This window comes from Flavobacterium plantiphilum, from assembly GCF_046000495.1.
GTDB classification, from domain to species: domain Bacteria; phylum Bacteroidota; class Bacteroidia; order Flavobacteriales; family Flavobacteriaceae; genus Flavobacterium; species Flavobacterium plantiphilum.
In genome coordinates this window covers 365,424-387,909 of record NZ_JBELQA010000004.1, presented here as the reverse complement: position 1 = coordinate 387,909, position 22,486 = coordinate 365,424, and the positions used below count along the sequence as shown (strand labels likewise).

Below are 22,486 nucleotides of genomic sequence, written 5' to 3'. Positions count from 1 at the left end.
AAAAATACCCCAAAAAGAATTGCTTTTTTTTGGGGTATATAATTTTAGACCAATCGTTTTATTCTAAAATAAGACCTATCTGACCATCATCATCAAGTTTAACACTGGTATCATCAGCATTCAATTCGCCTTTTACTTCCAGTTCTTCGGGAATTACTTCTTCAGGAGCTTCATAAGGCAATGGTTCCAAATTGTTGACCTGTTTTAGCTTATCGGTAGTTAATTGATTTCCGAGCGCTTTAAAGCCTTTTACAGCAATAAAATTCTCTACATCAATTGTTACACTTTCCTTTTGAACTCCTTTTATTCTAGGAAACACTAATTCCACAACCGGACGATAATCCGTTGAAACTAATTCTAATTGGGATTTTGGGTGTTCTGTAATAAAACTATCTTCTTTTCCTTCGTTTTCTACTAAAAAGCGTTTCAGATAATAACGCTCTTTTTCACCATCATAATAAATCGCTGAAATTGGTTTCTTAGGAATCCATTTTTCCAAAACAATCATATCGGGTTCAAAATGAGTCGATAGTTCCGGGATAACAACTTTTAATTTCCCTGTTTGCTGAACAATTAAAATTTTATCATTTGGTCTGAATTCGCCCAGCAGCTCTCCTCTTCCATCTACATTCAAACGCTGAACGGTATCATCGTACCAAATTTTTCTTGGCAGTAAAGTAGAAATTCCTTTCTCTTTAATTTCGATTTTCTTTATTGGATATTTGGTTACCAAATTTCCTTTAGAAGCACGACCTTTGATTGCCAATTTAGCAAAATCCAAATCAAATTTTAATTTCTTAATGCTACTTATTTGACGTAATAATATTGTAATTACCTCAGCTTCACCATTTGGATTACAGGTAAAATACAACACCATAGAACCTTTTGTTCCATTAGTCAAATCGTATAATTTATCTCTGGTAACACCGGAAACATTAAAACGTTTGATATAGGAAGGTCCTGATTTTCCATCGCGGTAAACCAAGTTGTAAATGGTACGTTTATCACTTTTGTCAAAAACAGCCACATGAATAATATCTTTCCCTACAAAAGTCTTGGCATCCACTTTAGTTACCATCATACTTCCGTCACGCAGAAAAACAATTACATCATCAATATCGGAACAATCTGTAACATATTCGTCTTTTTTCAAGCTGGTACCCACAAAACCTTCGGCTCTGTCCACATACAATTTCGTATTTCTTAAGACTACTTTAGTCGCTTCAATGTCATCAAAAATACGCAACTCGGTTTGGCGTTCGCGGCCTTTTCCGTATTTCTCTTTTAATTTGGTAAAATAAGAAACAGCAAAATCAATAATGTGTTCTAAATTGTATTCCACCTCTTTCATTTCTTCTTCTAATCTAGAAATGAAATCATCTGCTTTATCAGAGTCAAAACGGGTAATACGAATCATCGGGATTTGTGTCAATCGCTGTAAATCGTCGTCATTGATTGCTCTGACAAATGATTTTTTGAAAGGTTCAAATCGGTCGTACATGTACTTAAATAAAGCTTCTTTGTCTGAATACAATTTGAAATCAATATACATTTCTTCACGAATGAAGATTTTTTCCAGTGTGGCAAAATGCCATTTATTTTTTAATTCCTCTAACTGAATTTCCAACTCTTGTCGCAATAAATCAACTGTTCTGTGGGTGGAAATTTTCAACATTTCCGAAACACCGATAAACAAAGGTTTATTATCCTCAATCACACAACCTAAAGGCGCTACCGAAGTTTCACAGGCCGTAAAGGCAAACAGTGCATCAATGGTTTTATCCGGCGAAACGCCCGGATACAGATGAATTAAAATTTCAACCTCAGCAGCGGTATTGTCTTCAATTTTCTTGATTTTGATTTTACCTTTATCATTGGCTTTCAAAATACTGTCAATCAAAGTAGTCGTATTGGTCGAAAAAGGGATTTGTGTAATCGCTAAGGTATTCTTGTCTATTTGCGCAATTTTAGCACGCACACGCACACGGCCACCACGCATACCATCATTATAATTAGACACGTCGGCAATACCGGCTGTCATAAAATCAGGATACAGCGTAAACGATTTTCCTTTTAAGATTTTAATAGAAGCATCAATTAATTCATTGAAATTGTGCGGCAACACTTTAGTAGAAAGCCCCACTGCAATTCCTTCTGCTCCTTGTGCTAAAAGCAATGGAAACTTTACCGGAAGATTGTTGGGTTCCGCACGACGACCGTCATAAGAAACACCCCAATCGGTAATTTTAGGCGAATACAAAACCTCCAAAGCAAACTTAGACAAACGCGCCTCGATGTAACGGGAAGCCGCAGCACCGTCACCTGTTAAAATATTTCCCCAGTTTCCCTGGCAATCAATCAATAAATCTTTCTGACCTATTTGAACCATGGCATCACCAATACTCGCATCTCCATGCGGATGATACTGCATCGTGTGTCCTACTACATTGGCCACTTTGTTGTAACGACCATCATCCAATTCTTTCAGCGAATGCATAATTCGGCGCTGAACAGGTTTAAAACCATCCTCAATAGCCGGAACTGCACGTTCTAAAATTACATAAGAAGCATAATCCAAAAACCAGTCTTTGTACATACCGGTAACTTTGGTTATGGTATCACTGCCGTCACTTTCTTCCTGATGATCATAAAAATGCTCTCCTTCAAAAGAATGAGCTTCTACTTTAATAATTTCTTCGCTGTCTTCTCCTTCTTGATTCGCATCAATAGAATTTTCTTCTGAATTATTTTCTTCGTTATCAGGAATGATGTTATCGTCTTCTTCGTCTTTCATATTTTGATTACGAAATTAATTTTATTAAATCTTCTTTACTTGGTAAAACTGTTTTGTATTTACTGGCGAAAATTTGTTCATTATTCTCAGGCAAAGTATATTCTACTACCAAGTTACTTTTGTTTTGACAAAGTATAATGCCTATCGTTTTGTTTTCTCCTTCAATACGTTTTTCCCGATCATAATAGTTCACGTACATTTGCATTTGACCTAAATCCTGATGTTTTAATTCTCCTATTTTTAAATCAATAAGGACAAAACACTTTAAGATTCGATTGTAAAAAACCAAATCTATTCTAAAATGTTTATCATCAAATGTAATTCGATCCTGTCGGGCAACAAACGTAAATCCATGACCAAGTTCCAACAGAAAGTGTTCTAATTTATTAATGATTTCTTCTTCTAAATCAGATTCAGAATATTGATTCAATTCGGGTAGTCCCAAAAACTCTAAAATGTATGGATCCTTAATTATATCTTTTGGTTTTTCTATAATTTGACCTCTCTCAGAAAGTTTCTTTATACCTTCCCTATCCCGGCTTAAAGCCAATCTGGTATAAAGTGCTGAATCGTATTGTCTTTTTAATTCTCTTAAACTCCATCTGTACCTAATTGACTCTATTTCATAAAATCCCCTCTCTTTTACGTCCTCTATACTCATCAAGAAAATATAATGAGACCATGACAATAGGAAGTTTGCAGTGAATTTAGAAAGCTTTTCTTTACTTTCATTTTGAAAAATACTAGACACTGTCTCGTATTTTCGATTCACTTCTTTAGAAATATTAGACACTGAATCGGAAATTGAATATACCAAATACAACTTCCTCATATTTTGCAAATTATCTACAGAAAACCCTTTTCCAAATTCTTTTGTCAATTGCTGCGAAAGTTCTTTTAATAACTGTTTTCCATATTCAGCTCTTTCTTTTCCGCTTTGTTCTTCTTCAACAATCATTTTGCCTATTTCAAAATAAGTATATACCATTGTTGAGTTTACAGTACGCAAAACTTGTTGTCGGGCGCTTTGCAATAGCGCAACAACTTGCTGAAACAAAACTATATTTTGAAGGTCTTTAGGCAAATTTTATAGTTTAACAATCATTAAGCTTCCTCCAGAGTATCTAATTCTACTTTTAAATTTTTAATGATAAATTCTTGTCGGTCTGGGGTATTTTTTCCCATATAAAAAGACAACAATTGCTCTACCGAAGTATTCTTGTCCATCATGATAGGATCCAAACGAATGTCTTCTCCAATAAAAAACTGAAACTCATTTGGAGAAATCTCTCCCAAACCTTTAAATCGGGTGATTTCCGGTTTTGGTTTTAATTTTTCTATAGCTGCTTTTCGCTCTTCTTCAGAATAGCAATAAATAGTTTCTTTTTTATTTCGAACCCTAAACAATGGTGTTTGCAAAATATACAAATGTCCTTCCTTGATTAATTCGGGGAAAAATTGCAGAAAAAAAGTAATCAGCAATAAGCGAATGTGCATTCCATCAACATCGGCATCGGTTGCGATTACAATGTTGTTGTAACGCAGGTTTTCCATGTCGTCTTCAATGTCTAAAGCAGCTTGCAAAAGATTAAACTCTTCGTTCTCGTACACAATTTTTTTGCTCATACCATACGAGTTCAAAGGCTTACCACGTAAACTAAAAACCGCCTGTGTATTCACATCTCGTGATTTGGTAATTGAACCCGAAGCCGAATCTCCTTCGGTAATAAACAACGTACTTTCTAAATATCTTGGATTTTTAACATCCGGTAAATGCACACGACAGTCACGCAATTTTTTGTTATGCAAACTCGCCTTTTTAGCCCGGTCTTTAGCTAATTTTCGAATACCCGAAAGTTCTTTTCGCTCCCTTTCTGCCTGCAAAATTTTGCGTAACAACAAATCGGCAGTCTCCGGATTTTTATGCAAATAATTGTCCAGATTATTTTTGACAAAATCATTGACAAAAGTTCTAACGGATGGCATTCCCGGTTCCGAACCTATTTCAGTAGAACCTAATTTAGTTTTGGTTTGCGATTCAAAAACCGGTTCCATAACCTTAATACTCACCGCACCCACAATAGATTTTCTAATATCCGAAGGCTCAAAACCTTTATTGTAAAACTCTCTTACTGTTTTTACAATTGCCTCGCGAAAGGCTACTAAATGTGTTCCTCCCTGCGTTGTATTTTGTCCGTTTACAAACGAATGGTATTCTTCACTGTATTGGGATTTACTGTGAGTCATCGCAATTTCGATATCATCTCCTTTTAAGTGAATGATATCGTAAACCTTATCTTCTTCGGCTATATTTTCGTTTAATAAATCTTTTAATCCGTAATCTGAAAAGAATTTTTCCCCATTGTAAATTATCGTTAATCCTGTATTCAGATAGCAATAATTCTTTAGCATTTTTACCACATACTCATTTCTGAATTTGTAGTTTTTAAAAATAGCTTCATCGGGTGTAAAAGTAACTTTGGTTCCTTTTCTTTTGGTCGTATCAATTACATCTTCTTCCAGCACTAAATTTCCAGCAGAAAACTCCGCTGCTTTTTGTTTATCCTCTCTAACTGATTCTACACGAAAGAAATTAGACAAGGCATTTACTGCCTTAGTACCTACCCCGTTCAAACCTACGGATTTCTTAAAGGCTAAGGAATCGTACTTTCCTCCGGTATTCATCTTAGAAACTACATCAACCACTTTTCCCAGCGGAATTCCACGGCCATAATCTCTCACGGCCACCGTTTTGTCTTTTATAGATACTTCAATCGTTTTACCGGCACCCATGACAAACTCATCGATACAGTTATCGAGTACTTCTTTTAATAAAATATAGATACCATCATCTGGCGAAGAACCGTCTCCCAGTTTCCCAATATACATACCGGGACGCATACGAATATGTTCTTTCCAGTCCAGTGACCGAATATTATCTTCGGTATATTTACTTTGATCTGACATTAAATTTTGTGGATTTTTTGCTAATATAGCATATCTCACCCTATTTTAAAAGGGCTTGTGGTCAAAGTTATCAATAATGATATTGACAATGAAACTTAAGATTTAAAGATTAAGTATTTTTAAAATTAAGTTTGATACTTTCGACTATTTTTTTCAGTTGATAATCCAATTCTGAATTAGAAATTTCTACCTTTTTAACATTAAAATTATCATTAAAAGAAGGCAACGAAAAAGTAGCTTTAACATTGGCACCATAGCGAGGGAAAGCATTTTCAGCAATTTCTAAAACAGATGCTCCGCCTCTTCCTCCAGGAGAAGTTGCCATTAAAAGCATAGGCTTCTGTTGAAAAATTTCTTTTTGAATCCGACTACACCAGTCAAAAAGATTCTTGAAAGCCGCCGAATAATTTCCGTTGTTTTCTGCTAATGAAACTACTAAAAAATCAGCAGACTCTATTTTAGCCAAAAAAGTTTTAGCTAATTCAGGCTGACCAATTTCAGTCTCAATATCCACACTAAAAAGCGGCATTTGGTAATCATTTAAATCCAAAACTTCTACTTCTGCATTTTCAAACAACGAAGCAGCATAGGTGGCTAATTTTTTATTGATGGAATTTTTACTTGGGCTTCCGCCAAAAGCGATTATTTTCATAACTATCTGTATTAGATTTTACTCTTTTTCTTCGAAAATTTCTTTTTTTATTTTTACTGAATATGCATTTGGAGTAATGGCTCCACCATATGATCTGGCATACACCTTTGTAAACTCAGCTCCAAAATACAAAATTATAGCCGAATAATAGACCCATACTAATATTATAATAACAGATCCTGCAGCTCCATACACACTACCAATAGTAGAGTTTCCTAAATAAAATCCAATTGCAAATTTACCTACCATAAAAAGAACGGCAGTAGAAGAAGCTCCAATAAAAGCATCTTTCCATTTTATGATTCCATCAGGAAGGGTTCTGAAAATAATAGCAAAAAGCAAAGTGATACTCGCAAAAACAATTACTAAATTAATCACATAAAAAAGGTAGATAGTGCTCTCAGGTAAGTATAGCTTTAATCTGGCATTCAAAACATCTAAAGTAGCATTTAAAATCAAACTTACAAGCATCAAAAAACCCACAGATACAATCATTGAGAATGACATAAGCCGGTTTTGAATAAATTTTTTCAAACCTTTATCCGGCTTGGCTTTTAATCCCCAAATAAAATTTATAGAACTTTGAATTTCGGCAAAAACACCGGATGCACCTATAAGCAGCATCACTACTCCAAAGATGCTGACAAAAATATTACTATCTGCTAATTGGACGTTTTTTATAGCTTCCTGAATCTGGATTGCAGCATCATCACCTACCATCCTGTTTATTTGTCCATAAAGCTCACCCGTAACCGCTTCTTCTCCAAAAAAGAAACCACATATCGTTATAATTATTATCAACAAAGGCGGTAATGCAAAGATGGTGTAATAGGATAACGCAGCGCTTAATTTAATTGCATTATCATCCATAAATTCTAAAAAAGTATCTTTTAGTAGGTTCCACGATTTTGAAAATGTATTTTGATTTTTCACGAGACTGCTTTTTAGTTATCCTTCCAAATTTAAGAATAATAAAAAAAAAGCTTATTTCGATATTTCACTAAATAGTTATCATATTTCCACATCATGAATACCACCTTCTTCTGCATAAAAATCATACATAAAAAAATCCCGGCATTATTCATGCCGGGATTACTATAAAATCACTTTTTTTTTAAATTATTTTAATTTTAAAACTTCTGCAGTATTAGCTCTGACTTCTTTCAATAATTCAGGATTTTCGTTTAATTTTTGTCCGTAAGAAGGAATCATTTTTTTAAACTTTGCCTGCCATTCCGGAGTTTTCATTTGGTCTTTATAACACCTGCCTATTACATCAATCATAATAGAAACTGCTGTTGAAGCTCCAGGAGAAGCACCTAATAAAACGGATAAAGTTCCATCTCCGGAAGTAATAACCTCAGTACCAAATTCTAATTTACCACCTTCTTTTTCATCTTTTTTAATCACCTGAACGCGTTGTCCGGCACGTTCCAAAACCCAGTCTTTAGACTTAGCTCCCGGAACATACTCTCTTAAAGCTTTCATTCTGTCAGCCGGAGACTGACGTACCTGCTCAATTAAATATTTAGTCAAAGGAATGTTTTTTATCCCAGCCATAACCATTGGCACAATATTATCGAGTTGAATTGATTTTGGCAAATCAGAATATTTACCATTTTTCAAAAAACGAGTGGAGAACCCTGCAAAAGGTCCAAATAATAATTGTTTCTCTCCATTAATCATTCGGGAATCGATATGAGGAACAGACATTGGCGGAGCTCCTACACTTGCTTTTCCATATACTTTTGATTCGTGTTGTGCAATTACATCAGGATTGGTACATCTTAACCATTGTCCGCTTACCGGGAAACCTCCAAAACCTTTTCCTTCAGGTATATCTGCTTTTTCTAATAAAGGTAAAGATCCTCCACCAGCACCAATAAATACAAATTTAGTATAGGCTTTTCGTACGGAATCATCACTCAGATTTTTTATTTTTATCCTCCAGGATTTATCCTCCCGTTGTTTTAATTTTCTAACTTCATGATGAAAATACATATTTACTCCTTCCATTTTTGTCAGGTAACCAAACATATTTCGGGTTAATTCCCCAAAATTCACATCGGTTCCTATAGCCATAGAAGTTCCTGCAACTTTATCCGAATCTTTTCTGCCTTCCATCACCAGAGGCATCCATTTTTTCAGTTCAGCAAAATCAGTACTGAATTGCATTTCTTCAAAAAGCGGATTAGCCTGAAGGGCTTTAAAACGTTTTGTAAGATACTCAACATTTTTATCTCCCCATACAAAACTGATATGCGGAATTCTTTTAATAAAATTTTCCGGAGCCGATACTTTTTCCTGCTGCACTAAATAAGCCCAAAATTGACGGGAAACCTCAAAAGATTCTGCAATACTGATCGCTTTTTTAGTATCAATACTTCCATCAGCTCCTTCGGGAGTATAATTTAATTCGCAAAATGCAGAATGCCCCGTTCCGGCATTATTCCATGCATCAGAGCTTTCGGCTGCTGCACTATCTAATCTTTCATAAATATCAATGGTAATATCAGGCTGCAATTCTTTCAGAATCAAACCTAAGGTAGCACTCATAATTCCAGCTCCAATAAGAACTACATCACTATTTGAGCGTATGGTTGTATCAGACATAATTGTATTTTTTTATAAAGCGCAAAGATACTTTAATATTATTACAATTAAAAGGCTAATTCACCTCCAAAAAGTTACATTTATCACTAAACAACTTCTATTTGATAAATAATTAAAATGTTTTACGGGACAAATAATCCTGAAGCATTATAGTAGCCGAAATTTCATCAATCAAGGCTTTGTTTTGACGTTGTTTTTTATTCAAACCGCTGTCAATCATGGTTTGGAATGCCATTTTAGAAGTAAAACGTTCATCTACCCGAACGACTTTCATATCCGGAAAATGATTCGTAAAATGCGTTACAAATCCTTTAATAATGGAAGCACTCTGCGAAGGTTCGCCGTTCATTTGTTTGGGTTCACCAATGAGTACTAACTCTACCTTTTCTTTAGAAAAATAATCTTTCAAAAAAGCAATAGCGGTAGCACTGGGAATAGTAGTTAATCCCGAAGCTATGATTTGCATTTCGTCAGTAACAGCGATTCCGGTACGTTTTTGTCCGTAATCTATGGCGAGAATTCTTGGCATAATCAAAATTTAATATTGCAAATATACAACGGATTGTATCAGAACCTGAAAGGAATTCTGCCTATTATTTTTAAAAGTATCCCACCAAATTATTTTAAAAACAGAGCGGATTAAAAAAATCGAATTATATTTGTGCAAAAATTTTTTAAACATGAACGCATTACAAACAATTATAGAACAAGCTTGGGAAAACAGAGCTTTGTTGCAGGAAGAAACAACTACAAACGCAATTAGAGAAGTTATTGAATTATTAGATTCAGGAAAATTACGTGTTGCTGAACCAAAAGGGGACGGATGGCAGGTAAATGAATGGGTTAAAAAAGCAGTAGTGATGTACTTTCCTATTCAAAAAATGGAAACCTGGGAAGCCGGAATTTTCGAATACCATGACAAAATGGAATTGAAAAAAGACTACGCTGAAAAAGGAGTTCGTGTAGTTCCTGGCGCTTCTGCCCGTTACGGTTCATTTATTTCCAGTGGTGTAATCATGATGCCAAGTTATGTAAACATTGGCGCTTATGTTGATGCCGGAACAATGGTAGATACCTGGGCAACTGTAGGTAGCTGTGCTCAAATTGGTAAAGACGTTCACTTAAGTGGTGGTGTTGGTATTGGTGGGGTTTTAGAACCATTACAAGCGGCTCCGGTAATCATTGAAGACGGAGTATTTGTAGGTTCCCGTTGTATTGTGGTTGAAGGAGTTCACGTAGGAAAAGAAGCGGTTTTGGGTGCTAACGTATGTTTGACTGCTTCGACAAAAATTATTGATGTTACCGGGGATACTCCAGTAGAAATGAAAGGTTTTGTACCTGCCCGTTCAGTAGTTATTCCAGGAAGTTATACTAAAAAATTTGCTGCAGGTGAATACCAGGTTCCATGTGCTTTAATCATCGGTACCCGTAAACCTTCTACTGATTTGAAAACGTCATTGAACAATGCGTTAAGAGAATATGATGTAGCAGTATAAATACTGATTTTTCAATATATAAAATTCCAAATTTCAATTAATCATTGGGATTTGGAATTTTTATTTTAAGAACCCATCTCTAAAATTGATTTTTTTATATCCATTTGTAATTATTAAAAAAAGAATACTTTTGTTATATGAAGATACTTGTAATTCAGCAGAAAATGATTGGCGACGTACTCATCAGTTCTATTATTTGTAATAATCTGAGAAAAGCGTATCCAAATGCTCAAATTGATTACTTAGTAAATTCATTTACCGTTCCTGTTATTATTAACAATAAAAGCATTTCGAATATTATTCAATTTTCTGACAAATACAGAAAAAACAAACTGTCTTTTTTTAAATTCATTTTAGAAATCAGAAAAGAAAAATACGACATTGTAATAGATGCTTACGGAAAGCTTGAAAGCTGCTTGATTACTTATTTTTCAGGAGCTCCTCAAAGAATAGGTTACAGAGAAAAAGACAAATTTTTTGCTTATAATAAAAAAGTAGCGCATCCTGATAAAAAAGAAACTTACCAAGGGCTAGCAATAGAACGCAGGTTGAATTTATTTTCTTTTTTAATGCAAGGTCAGGAAATTGATTCTTATCCGCACTTATTTTTAACTCCACATGAAATAGCTGAAGGTGCATTATTTTTTGAAAATCATAATATAAATATTGCAAGTACAAAAATCATCATGATTAGTGCTTTTGGTAGCGAAGAAAATAAAACCTATCCTATTCCCTATTTAATTGAATTACTCAATGCCATCGCTGCTCATCATCCACATTCAGTAATTTTACTAAACTATCTGCCTAGTCAGAAGAACAAAATTGAAGATATTGTTTCTCAATGCAATGCTGAAGCTAAAAAAAATATCAACTTAGATCTTATAGGCAATGATCTTCGTTCGCTTGTGAAAATTCTTTATCACTGTACTATATTAATTGGAAATGATGGCGGAGCTGTAAATATAGCCAAGGCTTTGAATAAACCTACATTTACCCTTTTCTCTCCATGGATTGATAAAGACAGCTGGAGTATCTTTGAAGATGGTATTTTTCACAAAGCGGTACATTTGAAAGATTTTCAACCTGAAATTTTCACTAAATTTTCAAGAAAACAACTAAAAAAAGAATACCAGCAATTCTACCAAAAACTAAAACCAGTATTGTTTCAAGACGAAATGATTCTTTTTATTAACAAACATATAAATAGCAATGTATAAATTCCTTATTTATATTTCATATCCTTACAGTATCCCTATCGGAGCCCCAATACAAAAAGAAATTGAACGTCAGGGACATCAAATTTACTGGTTTTCTGATTTAGAAGAAACAAAACGCTATTTTAAAAATAACGAACCGGTTCTAAATTCAGTGCAGGAAGTTATGACTTACAAACCTGACATTGTACTAACCGCTACAGATGTTGTTCCTGATTTTTTTCCTGGAATTAAAGTGCAAATTTTTCACGGTTTTCTTTCTAACAAACGAGAAGAAATGAAATCACATTTTAGAATTAGAGGTTTCTTTGATTTGTATTTAACTCAAGGTCCGTCAACTACTTCTGTATTTAAAGAACTTTCTCAAAAACTTGGTTTTTTTGAAGTGGTTGAAACTGGCTGGTCTAAAGTCGATCCTTTATTTCCTATTGAGAACAGAAAACAAAACCACAAACCTGTTATCATGATTTCTTCAACATTTACAACTCGATTGAGTTTAGCTTTAAATGATGATGTTTTTAACGAAATAAAAAGGATGGTACAAAGCGGAAAATACCGGTTCATTTGCGTACTTCACCCCAAATTAGATCAGGCAACAAAAGATAAATTTGAATCATTAAATGGTGAAAATTTTCAATATTATGACACTACCGATTTAGTTCCATTATTCAAACAGGCTGACATTATGCTCTCGGATACTACTTCTGCAATTGTTGAATTTTTATTGCAAAAAAAACCTGTGGTTACTTTTAGAACTAACAAAATAATGTCTCATCTTATCAATGTAACGGAAACCGTCGACTTAGAGAAAAATATTGATCATGCCCTTAGTTACCCTGATGATTTATTATTAGAAATTGAACAATACGTCAAAATTACCCATCCCTATTCTGATGGAAAATCCAGTGAGCGCATAGTAAAAGCAGCCCTTGATTTCTTAAATAAAGACCGCTCCTATTTAAAGAACAAACCTTTTAATTTTTTGAGAAAATGGAAAATCAGAAAACATTTTAAAATGTATTATTTCCAAAAATATTTTTAAGAAAAAAGCCAATAATTATTTGAAATTAATTATTGGCTTTTGCTTCATTACAAATTTTTAAACTAAGATTTCCAGAATTTAAGTTTCTTCTTTAATCGTTTTTTTCTGTAAAATTCCTCTTGAAAATTATTCGTTAATTCCCACATTTTATTGAAAATTTCAGCCTCAGTTTTTTCTGTATACAATTTTGAATATTCATTACTCATAACAGTAATCATTCCTTTTTGCGGAGTCAATCGCCTAAAATTATTCATTCTTTGATGAAAATTCATACTTTGATGAAAATTCATTCTGTTCAAATCAACCAGGAAAAACAGATACTGCCCCTCACTACCTTTTTTAATTAAAGTGTTCCCGGGAGAGTGATCTAAAAATTCTATTCCTTTTTCATGAAGCTGAAACGTGAATTGAGTAAATTGTCTTAAAATATTAGAATAATCTGGATAATTTGGATTAGTAACTAATTCTCTAAAAGTCAATTCGGTTACAAGATGTTCACTCACATAATAACTTTCTTTTAACCCTATACCATCATAATTCTCGAAATAAGCGATTGGTTGTGGTGTCCCGATTCCTTTTTCCAGTAAAACTGTAGCGTACTCATAAGAACGTCTCGCTTTTGTTTTTCTGAAATACTTGTAGGCGATTTTATTAATTAAATGTGGAATTTTAAAGGATTTAATATTGATTGTTTTTCCTTCAAGTTCAAATAACTTAATTTTATTTCTTTTTCCGCTACCAAAAAGGATTCCTTGTGAATCGAAGTTATTAATAATTTCAATGATTTCATTTTTTTTCTTTTCAAAAAAATGATTTATAGTATATTTCATAAAAGGTATTCAACAAAAATAAATATTGAGTTTAGTGTTAACTTACTTGAAAAGCTAAAATCTTGACATAATTATTAATAAATTTATATGGGGTTCAAATACTTATTAACTCCATTACTAATTCCGATTATTTTCTGTGAAACTGTTTCATCTTGTATTTTATTATTCAAAGCCAACTTTTCTTTTGAATTAACTTTATGATAAATATGAAACAATATCCCTGCATAACGCAACCTTTTAGCTCTAACTCCATTATTTCCCATCCGAATGACTAAATCAGAATCTTCTCTACCCCAACCTTCAAAATCTTCATTATAACCATTAATAGCAATAAAATCTTTACGCCAATAAGACACATTGCAACCTCTAAAATTCTTGGAAATACATGTATGTTTTTTATAAAATTTAGATAAAAAAGGAAAGTATAAGTTTCGTGTTCTATTTTTGATCTCTTTTGAAAAAAAACTAAAAATAATTTTCTTGTTTGAAAAAATATCAGGCACAAAATCTGGTAAAATATTTACTCTTGAACCATAAAGATAAACTCCTTTTTGAGCCTCATTTAAATGATTTTTAATAAAATTTTCTTGCAAAATACAGTCCCCATCAATTTGAATTATGTAATCGGTAGACGTTTGCGCTATAGCTTTATTTAAAATTTTTGATTTTCTAAAACCAATATCCTCTTGCCAAATATGATAAATTGGAATATCGCTTTTTTGTTCAAATTCATTAACAATAAATTTCGTATTTTCATTTGAACCATCATCAGCAATAATAATTTCATCAGGTAGTTTAGTTTGCAACAAAATACTTTTCAAAACTAATTCAAGTGCCTCGGGCCAATTATAAGTTGATATCAATAAAGCTGTTTTCATTATAAAGCATGAGTCTATATTAATCGACAATGGTTAAAATCCTTTAAATTTCGATTCAAGACACCAAATGTAATAAAAAAACAATACAAAATTTTTATAATAAACACTCTTTATTGGTTCAAAATTTAGTAATTTAAATATATCAATAAAATTATAAATCTTTACTTTAGTTTTAGTTTACTTAGCTTATAATTAAAAATATTCTTGAAAACCAGCATCAGTTTTCTTCCAAAGAAACTTAAACCATTGTCCAAAGTTTTTAGACATAAGATAACTTTTTGAAATCCTGAGTTTAGATTTTGAAACCATTATTTTTTTAAATTCCCCTATTTTTCGAGTTGGTAAATAATCTAATTTTTTCCAGCGATTTGGTTTTATATAATAAAAATCTTCAAATTGATCATAATTATTTTCATCAATCATTTTCCATTTTTTTAGAAAATTTTTATCAACTTCACTACTATGTCCCCAATTTTTTAGTTTACACAGCAGTTCTTCTTCGGTACGGGCAATCGATTCATGTAAAACCAAATTATCAAAATATACAGTCCGTTCATTCGTTCGTCTCGCATATTTATAATTAGGATAATTGGTAGCAAAAACAGACTTCATAGGTTTATCAACATATAAAATCCCCTCTTTTGTATACTTGTAAATAATCAACCAAAAGCAGGCAAACTGTACCTTATTTTTTTCAGGATCATCGAGGTAATGGTCGTACTTTCTTAGATTTTGAACAAAACTTTTAAAATCAATAAAATACTCATCACTATCTACTTGAATTAGCCAATTTCCAATTCCCATTTTTAAGGAAAGTAAATGACGCTCTCTAGTATCGTTTTCAATAGCTGACAATTCAGGTATATAAAAATTATCCCTGTAAAATTCAATCTTGTTGTCAACATCAAATTCTATAATCCATTGGTAAAAAGACTCATCTACGTTAAACTTATTTCCAGACCAAGTTATTTTATTACTATCCTCAGCTATAAAAATTCTATCAGCAGCATGATATACGGGTGGTATGGATTGTTTTAACTTTTCATAATCGTATGAAAGTAAAAAACCTACATGAATTTTTTTCATTAATTAATTTTAAAGATAATGGAACTAAATCTTATTCTTATTTTTTTAAAAGCTTTGAAAAAGTTTTATTATTAAGATAACACTTTTAAAAAAGGTTGCTTCAAAAATGTTCATTATATTTAAACAAACATATTTAGCAAAAATATGAAATAAATTCTTGCTAAAAAAATCTTAATAAAATAATATAAAACTAATTTTACCTAGTTATAAAAACATAAAAATTACTCACTTCTCAGATTACTTTTTTTTTCACAATTATATGCTTTTTTTGGACTGAAAAAATGCTAAAAAATTAATAATTCCTTTAAAAAGTTTCCAAGGAATTTTAAATTCTCTTATATATAGAATTTGTTGAATTCTCTTAGATTTTATCAAATCTATTAATTTACAATCTTCTAAGAATAACGAAAAATAAGTATTAAACACTATAGATTTTTCCGAATCTACTAAGGATTTATTTGATTTTAAAGATGACATACCTGTAAAATCATAATTAGATATAGTCATTTTTAAATACTTATAAGGTCGGTTTTCTACACAAATAGTATAGATGAAAAATTCCCAATCAGCTACAATTTTAAGATTTTCATTGTACAGAAAATAATCAAAAAATAATTGTCTTCTAATAAACGTTGACTGATGGTTAATACAACTTGAATAAAAAAAAGTAAAAGACAATCGCTCTGGATATGTTTTTTTTCTTTTTGAATAAGGTTTTATTTTATAATTATCTCCGTAATATATATCATATTCATCAACCAATAATGGTTTTACATTTTCCAAAACGGTATTTGCATAAAAACAGTCTCCACTATTCATAAAAATAATAAAATCTCCTTTTGCTACTTTAATACCTTTATTCATGGCGTTATATACTCCAGTATCAGATTCAGACACCCAATAATCTAATTTTTCTAAATAACTTTCTAATAATTCCTTGCTCCCATCTGTACTACCTCCATCAATTACAATGAACTCATAATCCATTTCAGTCTGACATACGACACTTTGTATAGTTTTTTCTAAGCCTTTTTTATTATTATAATTTATAGTAATTATCGAAATTTTTTGAGGCATTTTTTGTCTTTAATTTTATAAATATTTTACTCTATAATATATAACCTGTAACAATATAAAAAAGCAAATTATTAAGAAAAAATATTTTTTAGATTAGGTTTAGGTAGAAAAAATAGAAAAATGGATATATGAGCCTTTAAAACCCACCATAACAATCTATTATTTTTTATCCTAAACACTTTTCTAATTCTTCTATCAATTACAATATTGTAATCCTGAAAATCTTCATAAAAAGACCGAAAATGTTTTTTTAATATTATTTCTCTTTCTTGGTTATATATGTGCAAATTTTCTGGAATTGCTGAAATTCCAGAAAAATCATAGTAACAAATTGTTTTCTGTAAATGTTTATAAGGTTCATTCTTTTTACATAGTACATAAATAAAAAATTCCCAGTCTGAACAAATTTTGTATTCTAGATTATACATAAAATACTTAAAAAATAAATCTCTTTTAATAAAACTCGCTTGATGATTAATTCCATAGGTATAAAAATGAGAAAAAGTCAATTTTGATGGAACTTTTTCTATTCTATCAAATCCACCACCAAGATAGAATGCTTCACCAAATAACACACTGTATTTTACGTCAAAATCAGTATGAATTTCTTCCAAAATAGAATTAGTATGAAAACAATCACCACTATTCATAAAATTAACAAAAGTACCTTTTGCTAATTGAATCCCTTTGTTCATAGCATCATAAACACCTTTATCTTTTTCTGAAACCCAATAATTAATATATTTATCATACTTTTTTATTGTTTCTAAGCTTTCATCAGTACTTCCTCCGTCAATTACTATAAACTCAAAATCCTTCCATGTTTGATTAATTACACTTTCAATTGTCTTAATTAAACCAATGTTATTATTGTAATTAATGGTTATGATTGATAGTTTAGAATAGTTTTCATTTATATCCATAGGTCTTAAACTGGTTTCATTTTTTATTATTTTATGATTAGTTTCGTCACTCATATAAAATCAATTTTTAAGAATAGAATTCCCTTTTTGGCTAAATGAATAATGCTTATTTGTTGTAAAATAGAAATCTACAAACCAAAGATTTAAAAAGTCATTTTAACTCTTTTTATGTCCTTGTTTAGGGAGAAAAAACAATAAAAAATTAATAAATCCTTTCAATATTTTCCAGGCTAGCTTAAATTTTTTTATATGTAATAATTGTGGAATCCTTTTATCTTTTAATTGAGGACTCATTTCTAAATCGGAAATAAACATTGGGAAATGTGTATTCAATACTTGCTGTCTTTCTCCCAAACTCAAATCTCTAAACTCAGGCCTAGAAGAAATTCCCCTAAGATCATAATTAGAAACCACAATGTCAAGATACTGGTGAGAAACATTTTTAATACATATTGCATAAATAAAAAATTCCCAATCAGAAGCAATCTTTAATTTTTCATTATAGAAGAAAATATCATAAAATAGTTTTTTCCTAATAAAAGTAGCTTGATGGCAAAAATTATCTTCTATAAAAAACTTAAACGATATTTTTTTATCATATTTAACTATTACATCTTTCTTATCATACTTAAAAATAGTATTACAATAAAATATATCGCTTTTATTATTGATGAGTAAATTTACTTTAGATAAAGTGCTTTCTTCAAATAACCAATCACCACTATTTAAAAACAATATAAAATCGCCTTTTGCAATTTTTATCCCCTTATTCATCGCATTATAGATACCGGAATCTTTTTCACTAACCCAATAATCTATTTTTTTCGAGAACTTTTCTATAGTTTCTCTACTCCCATCCGTACTACCTCCATCAATTACTATATATTCGAAATTTTGAGAATCTTGATTAACTACACTTTCTATAGTTTTTCTCAATCCTTCATTATTATTATAATTTATTGTTATTATAGTAATATTAATTGAGTCTGTATTATTTGATATTAAAACATCTTCCTTCTGCATTCTCCAAATTTATATTATTATTTTTTTGTAAAGTTCCAAACACTGGAAAGAAGCAACATCCCAATTAAATTGTTTTGCTTGCTCAAATCCTTTTCTAATATAAAAATCTCTATATTTTTCGTCATCTAAGACCTTTTCTATTTTACTTTTTAAATCTTCTTTATTATTAACTTCAAAGTATATACCTGCATTTCCTGCAACTTCAGGAAAAGAACTCGTATTAGACAAAACAATTGGACATCCACAAGCCATAGATTCTAAAACAGGAATTCCAAAGCCTTCGTACATGGAAGGAAAAACAAAACACTTAGCATTTTTATAAAACAAACCTAATTGTTCTTCTTCAAAATACCTTTGTTCTACTTTCTCTTGTAAACCTATGCTTTTTATAAACTCAATTTCTTCTTCTTTGAATTTTCCTCCTCCTGCACAAATTAATTTTAGTGTAGAGTCCTTAATTAGTAAGTCTTTTATTGCCTCAACTAAAAAATAAAAGTTTTTGTAATTATCTCTAGAACCAACAAATAATATATAATTATCAGGTAAATCAACAACTACATTTTCATTAATCTGAATTGAATTTCCGTGATAAATAACTTCAATTTTAGATTCATCAATATGTGGATAAACTTTAATAATATCCTTTTTAGTATTATTTGAAACAGCAATAATTTTAGTTGCTTTCTCAATTAATATCTTTTTATTAATCGCAACATTCCATGGGTCACCTACAAAATACTGAGGCATTAGCTCATGAATCATATCGTAAACAGTTAATACAAAAGGCTTATTACCAATAATATCCAAAAAATATGGGTCATAATAAGTAGGTATAAATAAATCAAATTTGGTACTCCTTAATGGTCTTTCTGTTTGTTTCTTACTAATTTTCCTATTTAACGAACGAGTACTTACACCTAAAGCATTTAAAGTTTTAATCAAAGAAGTGACTATTTTCTTTTCTTTCAATAATAAACCACTATTAGCTATATAAACATTATTTGAGCTATCAATAGGTAATGTGATTGAAAGTCTTTTATTTTTTTTTAAACGGCTAAAAACTTCAGTGTAATACCTAGAAATACCTCCATAAGTTTGCATATTAAAAATCTGAGGATCTAAAATAATTTTCATAATTTTTTTTGTATTCTAATTCACCTCTAACGACTGTAAACTCACCAGATTAGCATAATTACCATTCATTCTGAGTAATTCTTCATGAGTACCCTGTTCAACAATTCTTCCTTTACTCATTACCACTATTAAATCGGCATTTTGAATGGTGGATAAACGGTGTGCAATTACAATAGATGTTCTATTCTCCATCATGTTTTCTAATCCCACCTGTACTAATTTTTCCGATTCGGTATCTAATGCTGATGTGGCTTCATCCAGAATCATAATAGGAGGATTCTTCATCACTGCTCTGGCAATTGCCACACGCTGGCGTTGTCCTCCAGATAACATTCCGCCTCCATCTCCTACTGGACTATTGTATTGCTCTGGAAATTCTGAAATAAAATTATGAGCATTCGCTACTTTTGCAGCGCTTACAATTGCCTCCATATCAGGATTATCTATACTTAACGAAATATTATTCGCAATAGTATCATTAAACAAAATAGAATCCTGGGCTACAATTCCCATTTGTTTTCTGAGCGAATTAGTACTAACATCCTTGATATTGACACCATCAAAAGTGATACTTCCTTCGGTAACATCGTAAAGTCTGGTTACTAAATTTGCTAAAGTCGATTTCCCACTACCCGATTCTCCTACCAATGCTACTCTTTTTCCTTTTGGAACCGTTAAATTAAAATCTCTTAAAACATACTCTGAATCGTATTTAAAAGAAACATTAGTAAACTTAATTTCACTTTTAAATTCGGTAATCTCTATAGCATCAAGATTGTCTTGTAAGGGATTGGTTGCGTCTAAAATAAAAGAAACTCTTTCATAAGCTGCATTTCCTCCCATTAAAGCCTGATTGGCCTTCGTAATTGATTTGGCAGGTGTTAATATCTGATAAGCTAAACCCATATAAGCTATAAAAGCACTCCCGCTCATAGATCCATCAATTAACACCAAAGATCCTCCATAAACTAACAAAATAGAAATCACAAAAATCCCTAAAAACTCACTCATGGGACCAGCTAAACTCATACGAGCTCCCATTTTATTATTCAGATTATTAATATACTCAGTAGAATTATAGTAACGGCGTATAAAAAAATTCTCTGATGTAAAGTTTTTAATCACTTTTATCCCACCCAAAGTTTCTTCGATATCGGATAATAAATGACCTTCTAATGAAAAAATGTCTCCTGACTGACTTTTGATAGACTTACTCATTCTGGATATTAAAAATCCTGAAACAGGAAGAAAAAGAAATACAAAAACAGTCAGCTTCCAACTTATAAAAAACATAGATGCTAACGTAAACACAATAGTTAAAGGCTCACTTACCATCATCAGAATACTTAGAAAAGCACTTTTTATCGTATTAATATCAGAGGTCATTCTCGAAATCAAATCGCCTTTTCTTTCATTCGAGAAAAAAGAAACCGGCAGACTGATCACTTTTTGATACACATCATTTCTCAAATCTTTTAAAATCCCGTTATTCAGATAAGTCATGTAAACTATCGAAATAAAATTGAAAAGATTTTTTAATAAAAATGTTGTCAATACAAATACCACCATCCATATTAAAGTACTTAAAGCTCCTTTGGTTTCAGTATTGTGTGTAATAAAATAATTTAATAAATTTTCTAAATAACTTTTGTCTAAACTTTTAAAACCTTCATAAACCGGTTTTACACGAACTTTTTCACCATCAGAAAACAATACTTTCATTAATGGAAACAGTGAAAGCATCGAAATAGCCGAAAAAAAGGCATATAAAACGTTAAAAATGATGCTGATTATTAAATTTTTCCTGTGGGGTATTAAATACTTTAAAAAGCGTTTGAAATTTTTCATTGAATTACTTTAGATAGAAAACTATTCTATAATATTATTTTTAGTAATATTTTTGGGCACAAAGATAAAATTAAAATAGTTTTAAAGCTAACAACTCAAAGTGAATAAACTTACAGATAAGTACCTTTGAAATATCTCCTTCTTATACTATATTTTTATGCTCAGATTTTTTGACTAAGCTTCAATATTATTTTCTTCTTTATCATTATTTTTCATCTCCTATCATTGGCGAAACGCCTGCTAATTCGTGAAAATTTGACATTTTTTTTTGTTCCTTTGCAATTATAAATTTATTATCTGTATTCATATATCAAAATGGAAAATTTAAACGAAGAAGTTCATAAAGCTTTTGAAATAATTAAAGAAGGGGGAATCATCCTCTATCCTACAGACACCGTTTGGGGAATAGGATGCGATGCTACTAATCCTGAAGCCATAGCTAAAATCTACGCCTTAAAACAACGCGAAGAAACCAAGAGTATGATTGTTTTGATGAATGGTGAAAAAATGCTGTACAACGTTTTTAAAGAAATCCCTGAAGTGGCCTGGCAAATCATGGATTTATCTGAAAAACCTACAACACTAATTCTGGACAACCCCCGAAATGTTGCTCCTAATTTAATCGCATCAGATAAAACACTAGGAATCAGATTAATTAAAGAACCTTTTTGTTTTAAATTATTAGAGCGTATGAAAAAACCTTTGGTTTCCACTTCGGCTAATATTTCAGGGCAGCCTACTCCAAAATCCTTCAAAGAAATCAGTCCTGAAATTATAAAAGGTGTAGACTATGTTGTAAATTTGCATCGCGAAAAAATTTGCCAGAATCCGTCAACTATTATTAAATTGACCAATGATTGTCAGGTAAAGGTTATTCGAAAATAGCACATTACTTTTTATTGACCGCAA

At 31.3% G+C, this 22,486-nt stretch carries 19 protein-coding genes; 4 read left to right on the top strand and 15 right to left on the bottom strand.

Translation table 11 applies throughout. From position 1 onward, the window contains the following. Positions 1-58: 58 nt before the first annotated feature. The 7 genes from ABS764_RS09340 to ruvX all read right to left on the bottom strand — a co-directional run bounded on the left by ABS764_RS09340 (position 59) and on the right by ruvX (position 9,555). A complete protein-coding gene (locus ABS764_RS09340) occupies positions 59-2,794 on the bottom strand; it encodes a DNA gyrase/topoisomerase IV subunit A (RefSeq protein ID WP_408081517.1) in 2,736 nt (911 codons plus the stop codon). Between the two features lie 7 nt (positions 2,795-2,801). Then, positions 2,802-3,827 carry a PDDEXK nuclease domain-containing protein gene (locus tag ABS764_RS09335; protein ID WP_408081539.1) on the bottom strand — a complete coding sequence of 342 codons (1,026 nt, stop codon included), beginning with the start codon at positions 3,825-3,827 and terminating at the stop codon, positions 2,802-2,804. A gap of 71 nt (positions 3,828-3,898) precedes the next feature. After that, positions 3,899-5,761: a DNA topoisomerase IV subunit B gene (locus tag ABS764_RS09330; RefSeq protein WP_408081516.1), complete on the bottom strand. Its 1,863-nt coding sequence runs from the start codon at positions 5,759-5,761 to the stop codon at positions 3,899-3,901. Between the two features lie 109 nt (positions 5,762-5,870). Then, positions 5,871-6,413, bottom strand: a complete 543-nt coding sequence (locus ABS764_RS09325; RefSeq protein ID WP_408081515.1) for an NADPH-dependent FMN reductase — start codon at positions 6,411-6,413, stop codon at positions 5,871-5,873. An 18-nt stretch (positions 6,414-6,431) separates the two neighbouring features. Then, entirely contained in the window at positions 6,432-7,346 is a 915-nt protein-coding gene (locus ABS764_RS09320) for a YihY/virulence factor BrkB family protein (protein WP_408081514.1), read from the bottom strand. 186 nt (positions 7,347-7,532) lie between these two features. After that, complete coding sequence (locus ABS764_RS09315) at positions 7,533-9,026, bottom strand: malate:quinone oxidoreductase (RefSeq protein WP_408081513.1); 1,494 nt, start codon at positions 9,024-9,026, stop codon at positions 7,533-7,535. Positions 9,027-9,138: 112 nt separating this feature from the next. Further along, positions 9,139-9,555: a Holliday junction resolvase RuvX gene (ruvX, locus tag ABS764_RS09310; RefSeq protein ID WP_408081512.1), complete on the bottom strand. Its 417-nt coding sequence runs from the start codon at positions 9,553-9,555 to the stop codon at positions 9,139-9,141. A 151-nt stretch (positions 9,556-9,706) separates the two neighbouring features. On the opposite strand from ruvX, the gene ABS764_RS09305 reads away from it, so the two are divergent. The 3 genes from ABS764_RS09305 (at position 9,707) to ABS764_RS09295 (ending at position 12,778) form a co-directional block, all read left to right on the top strand. Next, positions 9,707-10,522 (top strand): 2,3,4,5-tetrahydropyridine-2,6-dicarboxylate N-succinyltransferase, encoded by an 816-nt coding sequence (locus tag ABS764_RS09305; protein ID WP_408081511.1) that lies wholly within the window; start codon positions 9,707-9,709, stop codon positions 10,520-10,522. A gap of 137 nt (positions 10,523-10,659) precedes the next feature. Then, positions 10,660-11,739: a glycosyltransferase family 9 protein gene (locus ABS764_RS09300; protein ID WP_408081510.1), complete on the top strand. Its 1,080-nt coding sequence runs from the start codon at positions 10,660-10,662 to the stop codon at positions 11,737-11,739. Beyond that, positions 11,732-12,778, top strand: a complete 1,047-nt coding sequence (locus ABS764_RS09295) for a UDP-N-acetylglucosamine 2-epimerase (protein ID WP_408081509.1) — start codon at positions 11,732-11,734, stop codon at positions 12,776-12,778. The genes ABS764_RS09300 and ABS764_RS09295 overlap by 8 nt, the downstream gene beginning before the upstream one ends. A gap of 62 nt (positions 12,779-12,840) precedes the next feature. On the opposite strand, the gene ABS764_RS09290 is transcribed toward ABS764_RS09295, so the two are convergent. From ABS764_RS09290 to ABS764_RS09255, 8 genes are all read right to left on the bottom strand, one after another. Next, positions 12,841-13,608, bottom strand: coding sequence for a lipopolysaccharide kinase InaA family protein (locus ABS764_RS09290; protein WP_408081508.1), 768 nt, complete (start codon positions 13,606-13,608; stop codon positions 12,841-12,843). Between the two features lie 83 nt (positions 13,609-13,691). Further along, positions 13,692-14,486 carry a glycosyltransferase family 2 protein gene (locus ABS764_RS09285; RefSeq protein WP_408081507.1) on the bottom strand — a complete coding sequence of 265 codons (795 nt, stop codon included), beginning with the start codon at positions 14,484-14,486 and terminating at the stop codon, positions 13,692-13,694. Positions 14,487-14,678: 192 nt separating this feature from the next. Beyond that, on the bottom strand, positions 14,679-15,572 hold the full coding sequence (locus ABS764_RS09280; protein WP_408081506.1) for a hypothetical protein: 894 nt from the start codon (positions 15,570-15,572) through the stop codon (positions 14,679-14,681). A 255-nt stretch (positions 15,573-15,827) separates the two neighbouring features. Beyond that, the gene (locus ABS764_RS09275; protein WP_408081505.1) at positions 15,828-16,649 is read right to left on the bottom strand and encodes a glycosyltransferase family 2 protein; all 822 of its coding nucleotides are present in this window, start codon (positions 16,647-16,649) and stop codon (positions 15,828-15,830) included. 71 nt (positions 16,650-16,720) lie between these two features. Next, positions 16,721-17,626: a glycosyltransferase family 2 protein gene (locus tag ABS764_RS09270; protein WP_408081504.1), complete on the bottom strand. Its 906-nt coding sequence runs from the start codon at positions 17,624-17,626 to the stop codon at positions 16,721-16,723. 102 nt (positions 17,627-17,728) lie between these two features. Beyond that, the gene (locus tag ABS764_RS09265; RefSeq protein ID WP_408081503.1) at positions 17,729-18,595 is read right to left on the bottom strand and encodes a glycosyltransferase family 2 protein; all 867 of its coding nucleotides are present in this window, start codon (positions 18,593-18,595) and stop codon (positions 17,729-17,731) included. 9 nt (positions 18,596-18,604) lie between these two features. Then, positions 18,605-19,729 (bottom strand): glycosyltransferase family 4 protein, encoded by a 1,125-nt coding sequence (locus tag ABS764_RS09260; protein WP_408081502.1) that lies wholly within the window; start codon positions 19,727-19,729, stop codon positions 18,605-18,607. A 15-nt stretch (positions 19,730-19,744) separates the two neighbouring features. Then, the gene (locus ABS764_RS09255) at positions 19,745-21,577 is read right to left on the bottom strand and encodes an ABC transporter ATP-binding protein (protein WP_408081501.1); all 1,833 of its coding nucleotides are present in this window, start codon (positions 21,575-21,577) and stop codon (positions 19,745-19,747) included. A 315-nt stretch (positions 21,578-21,892) separates the two neighbouring features. On the opposite strand from ABS764_RS09255, the gene ABS764_RS09250 reads away from it, so the two are divergent. Further along, positions 21,893-22,462, top strand: coding sequence for an L-threonylcarbamoyladenylate synthase (locus ABS764_RS09250; protein WP_408081500.1), 570 nt, complete (start codon positions 21,893-21,895; stop codon positions 22,460-22,462). The last annotated feature ends 24 nt before the right edge of the window (positions 22,463-22,486 follow it).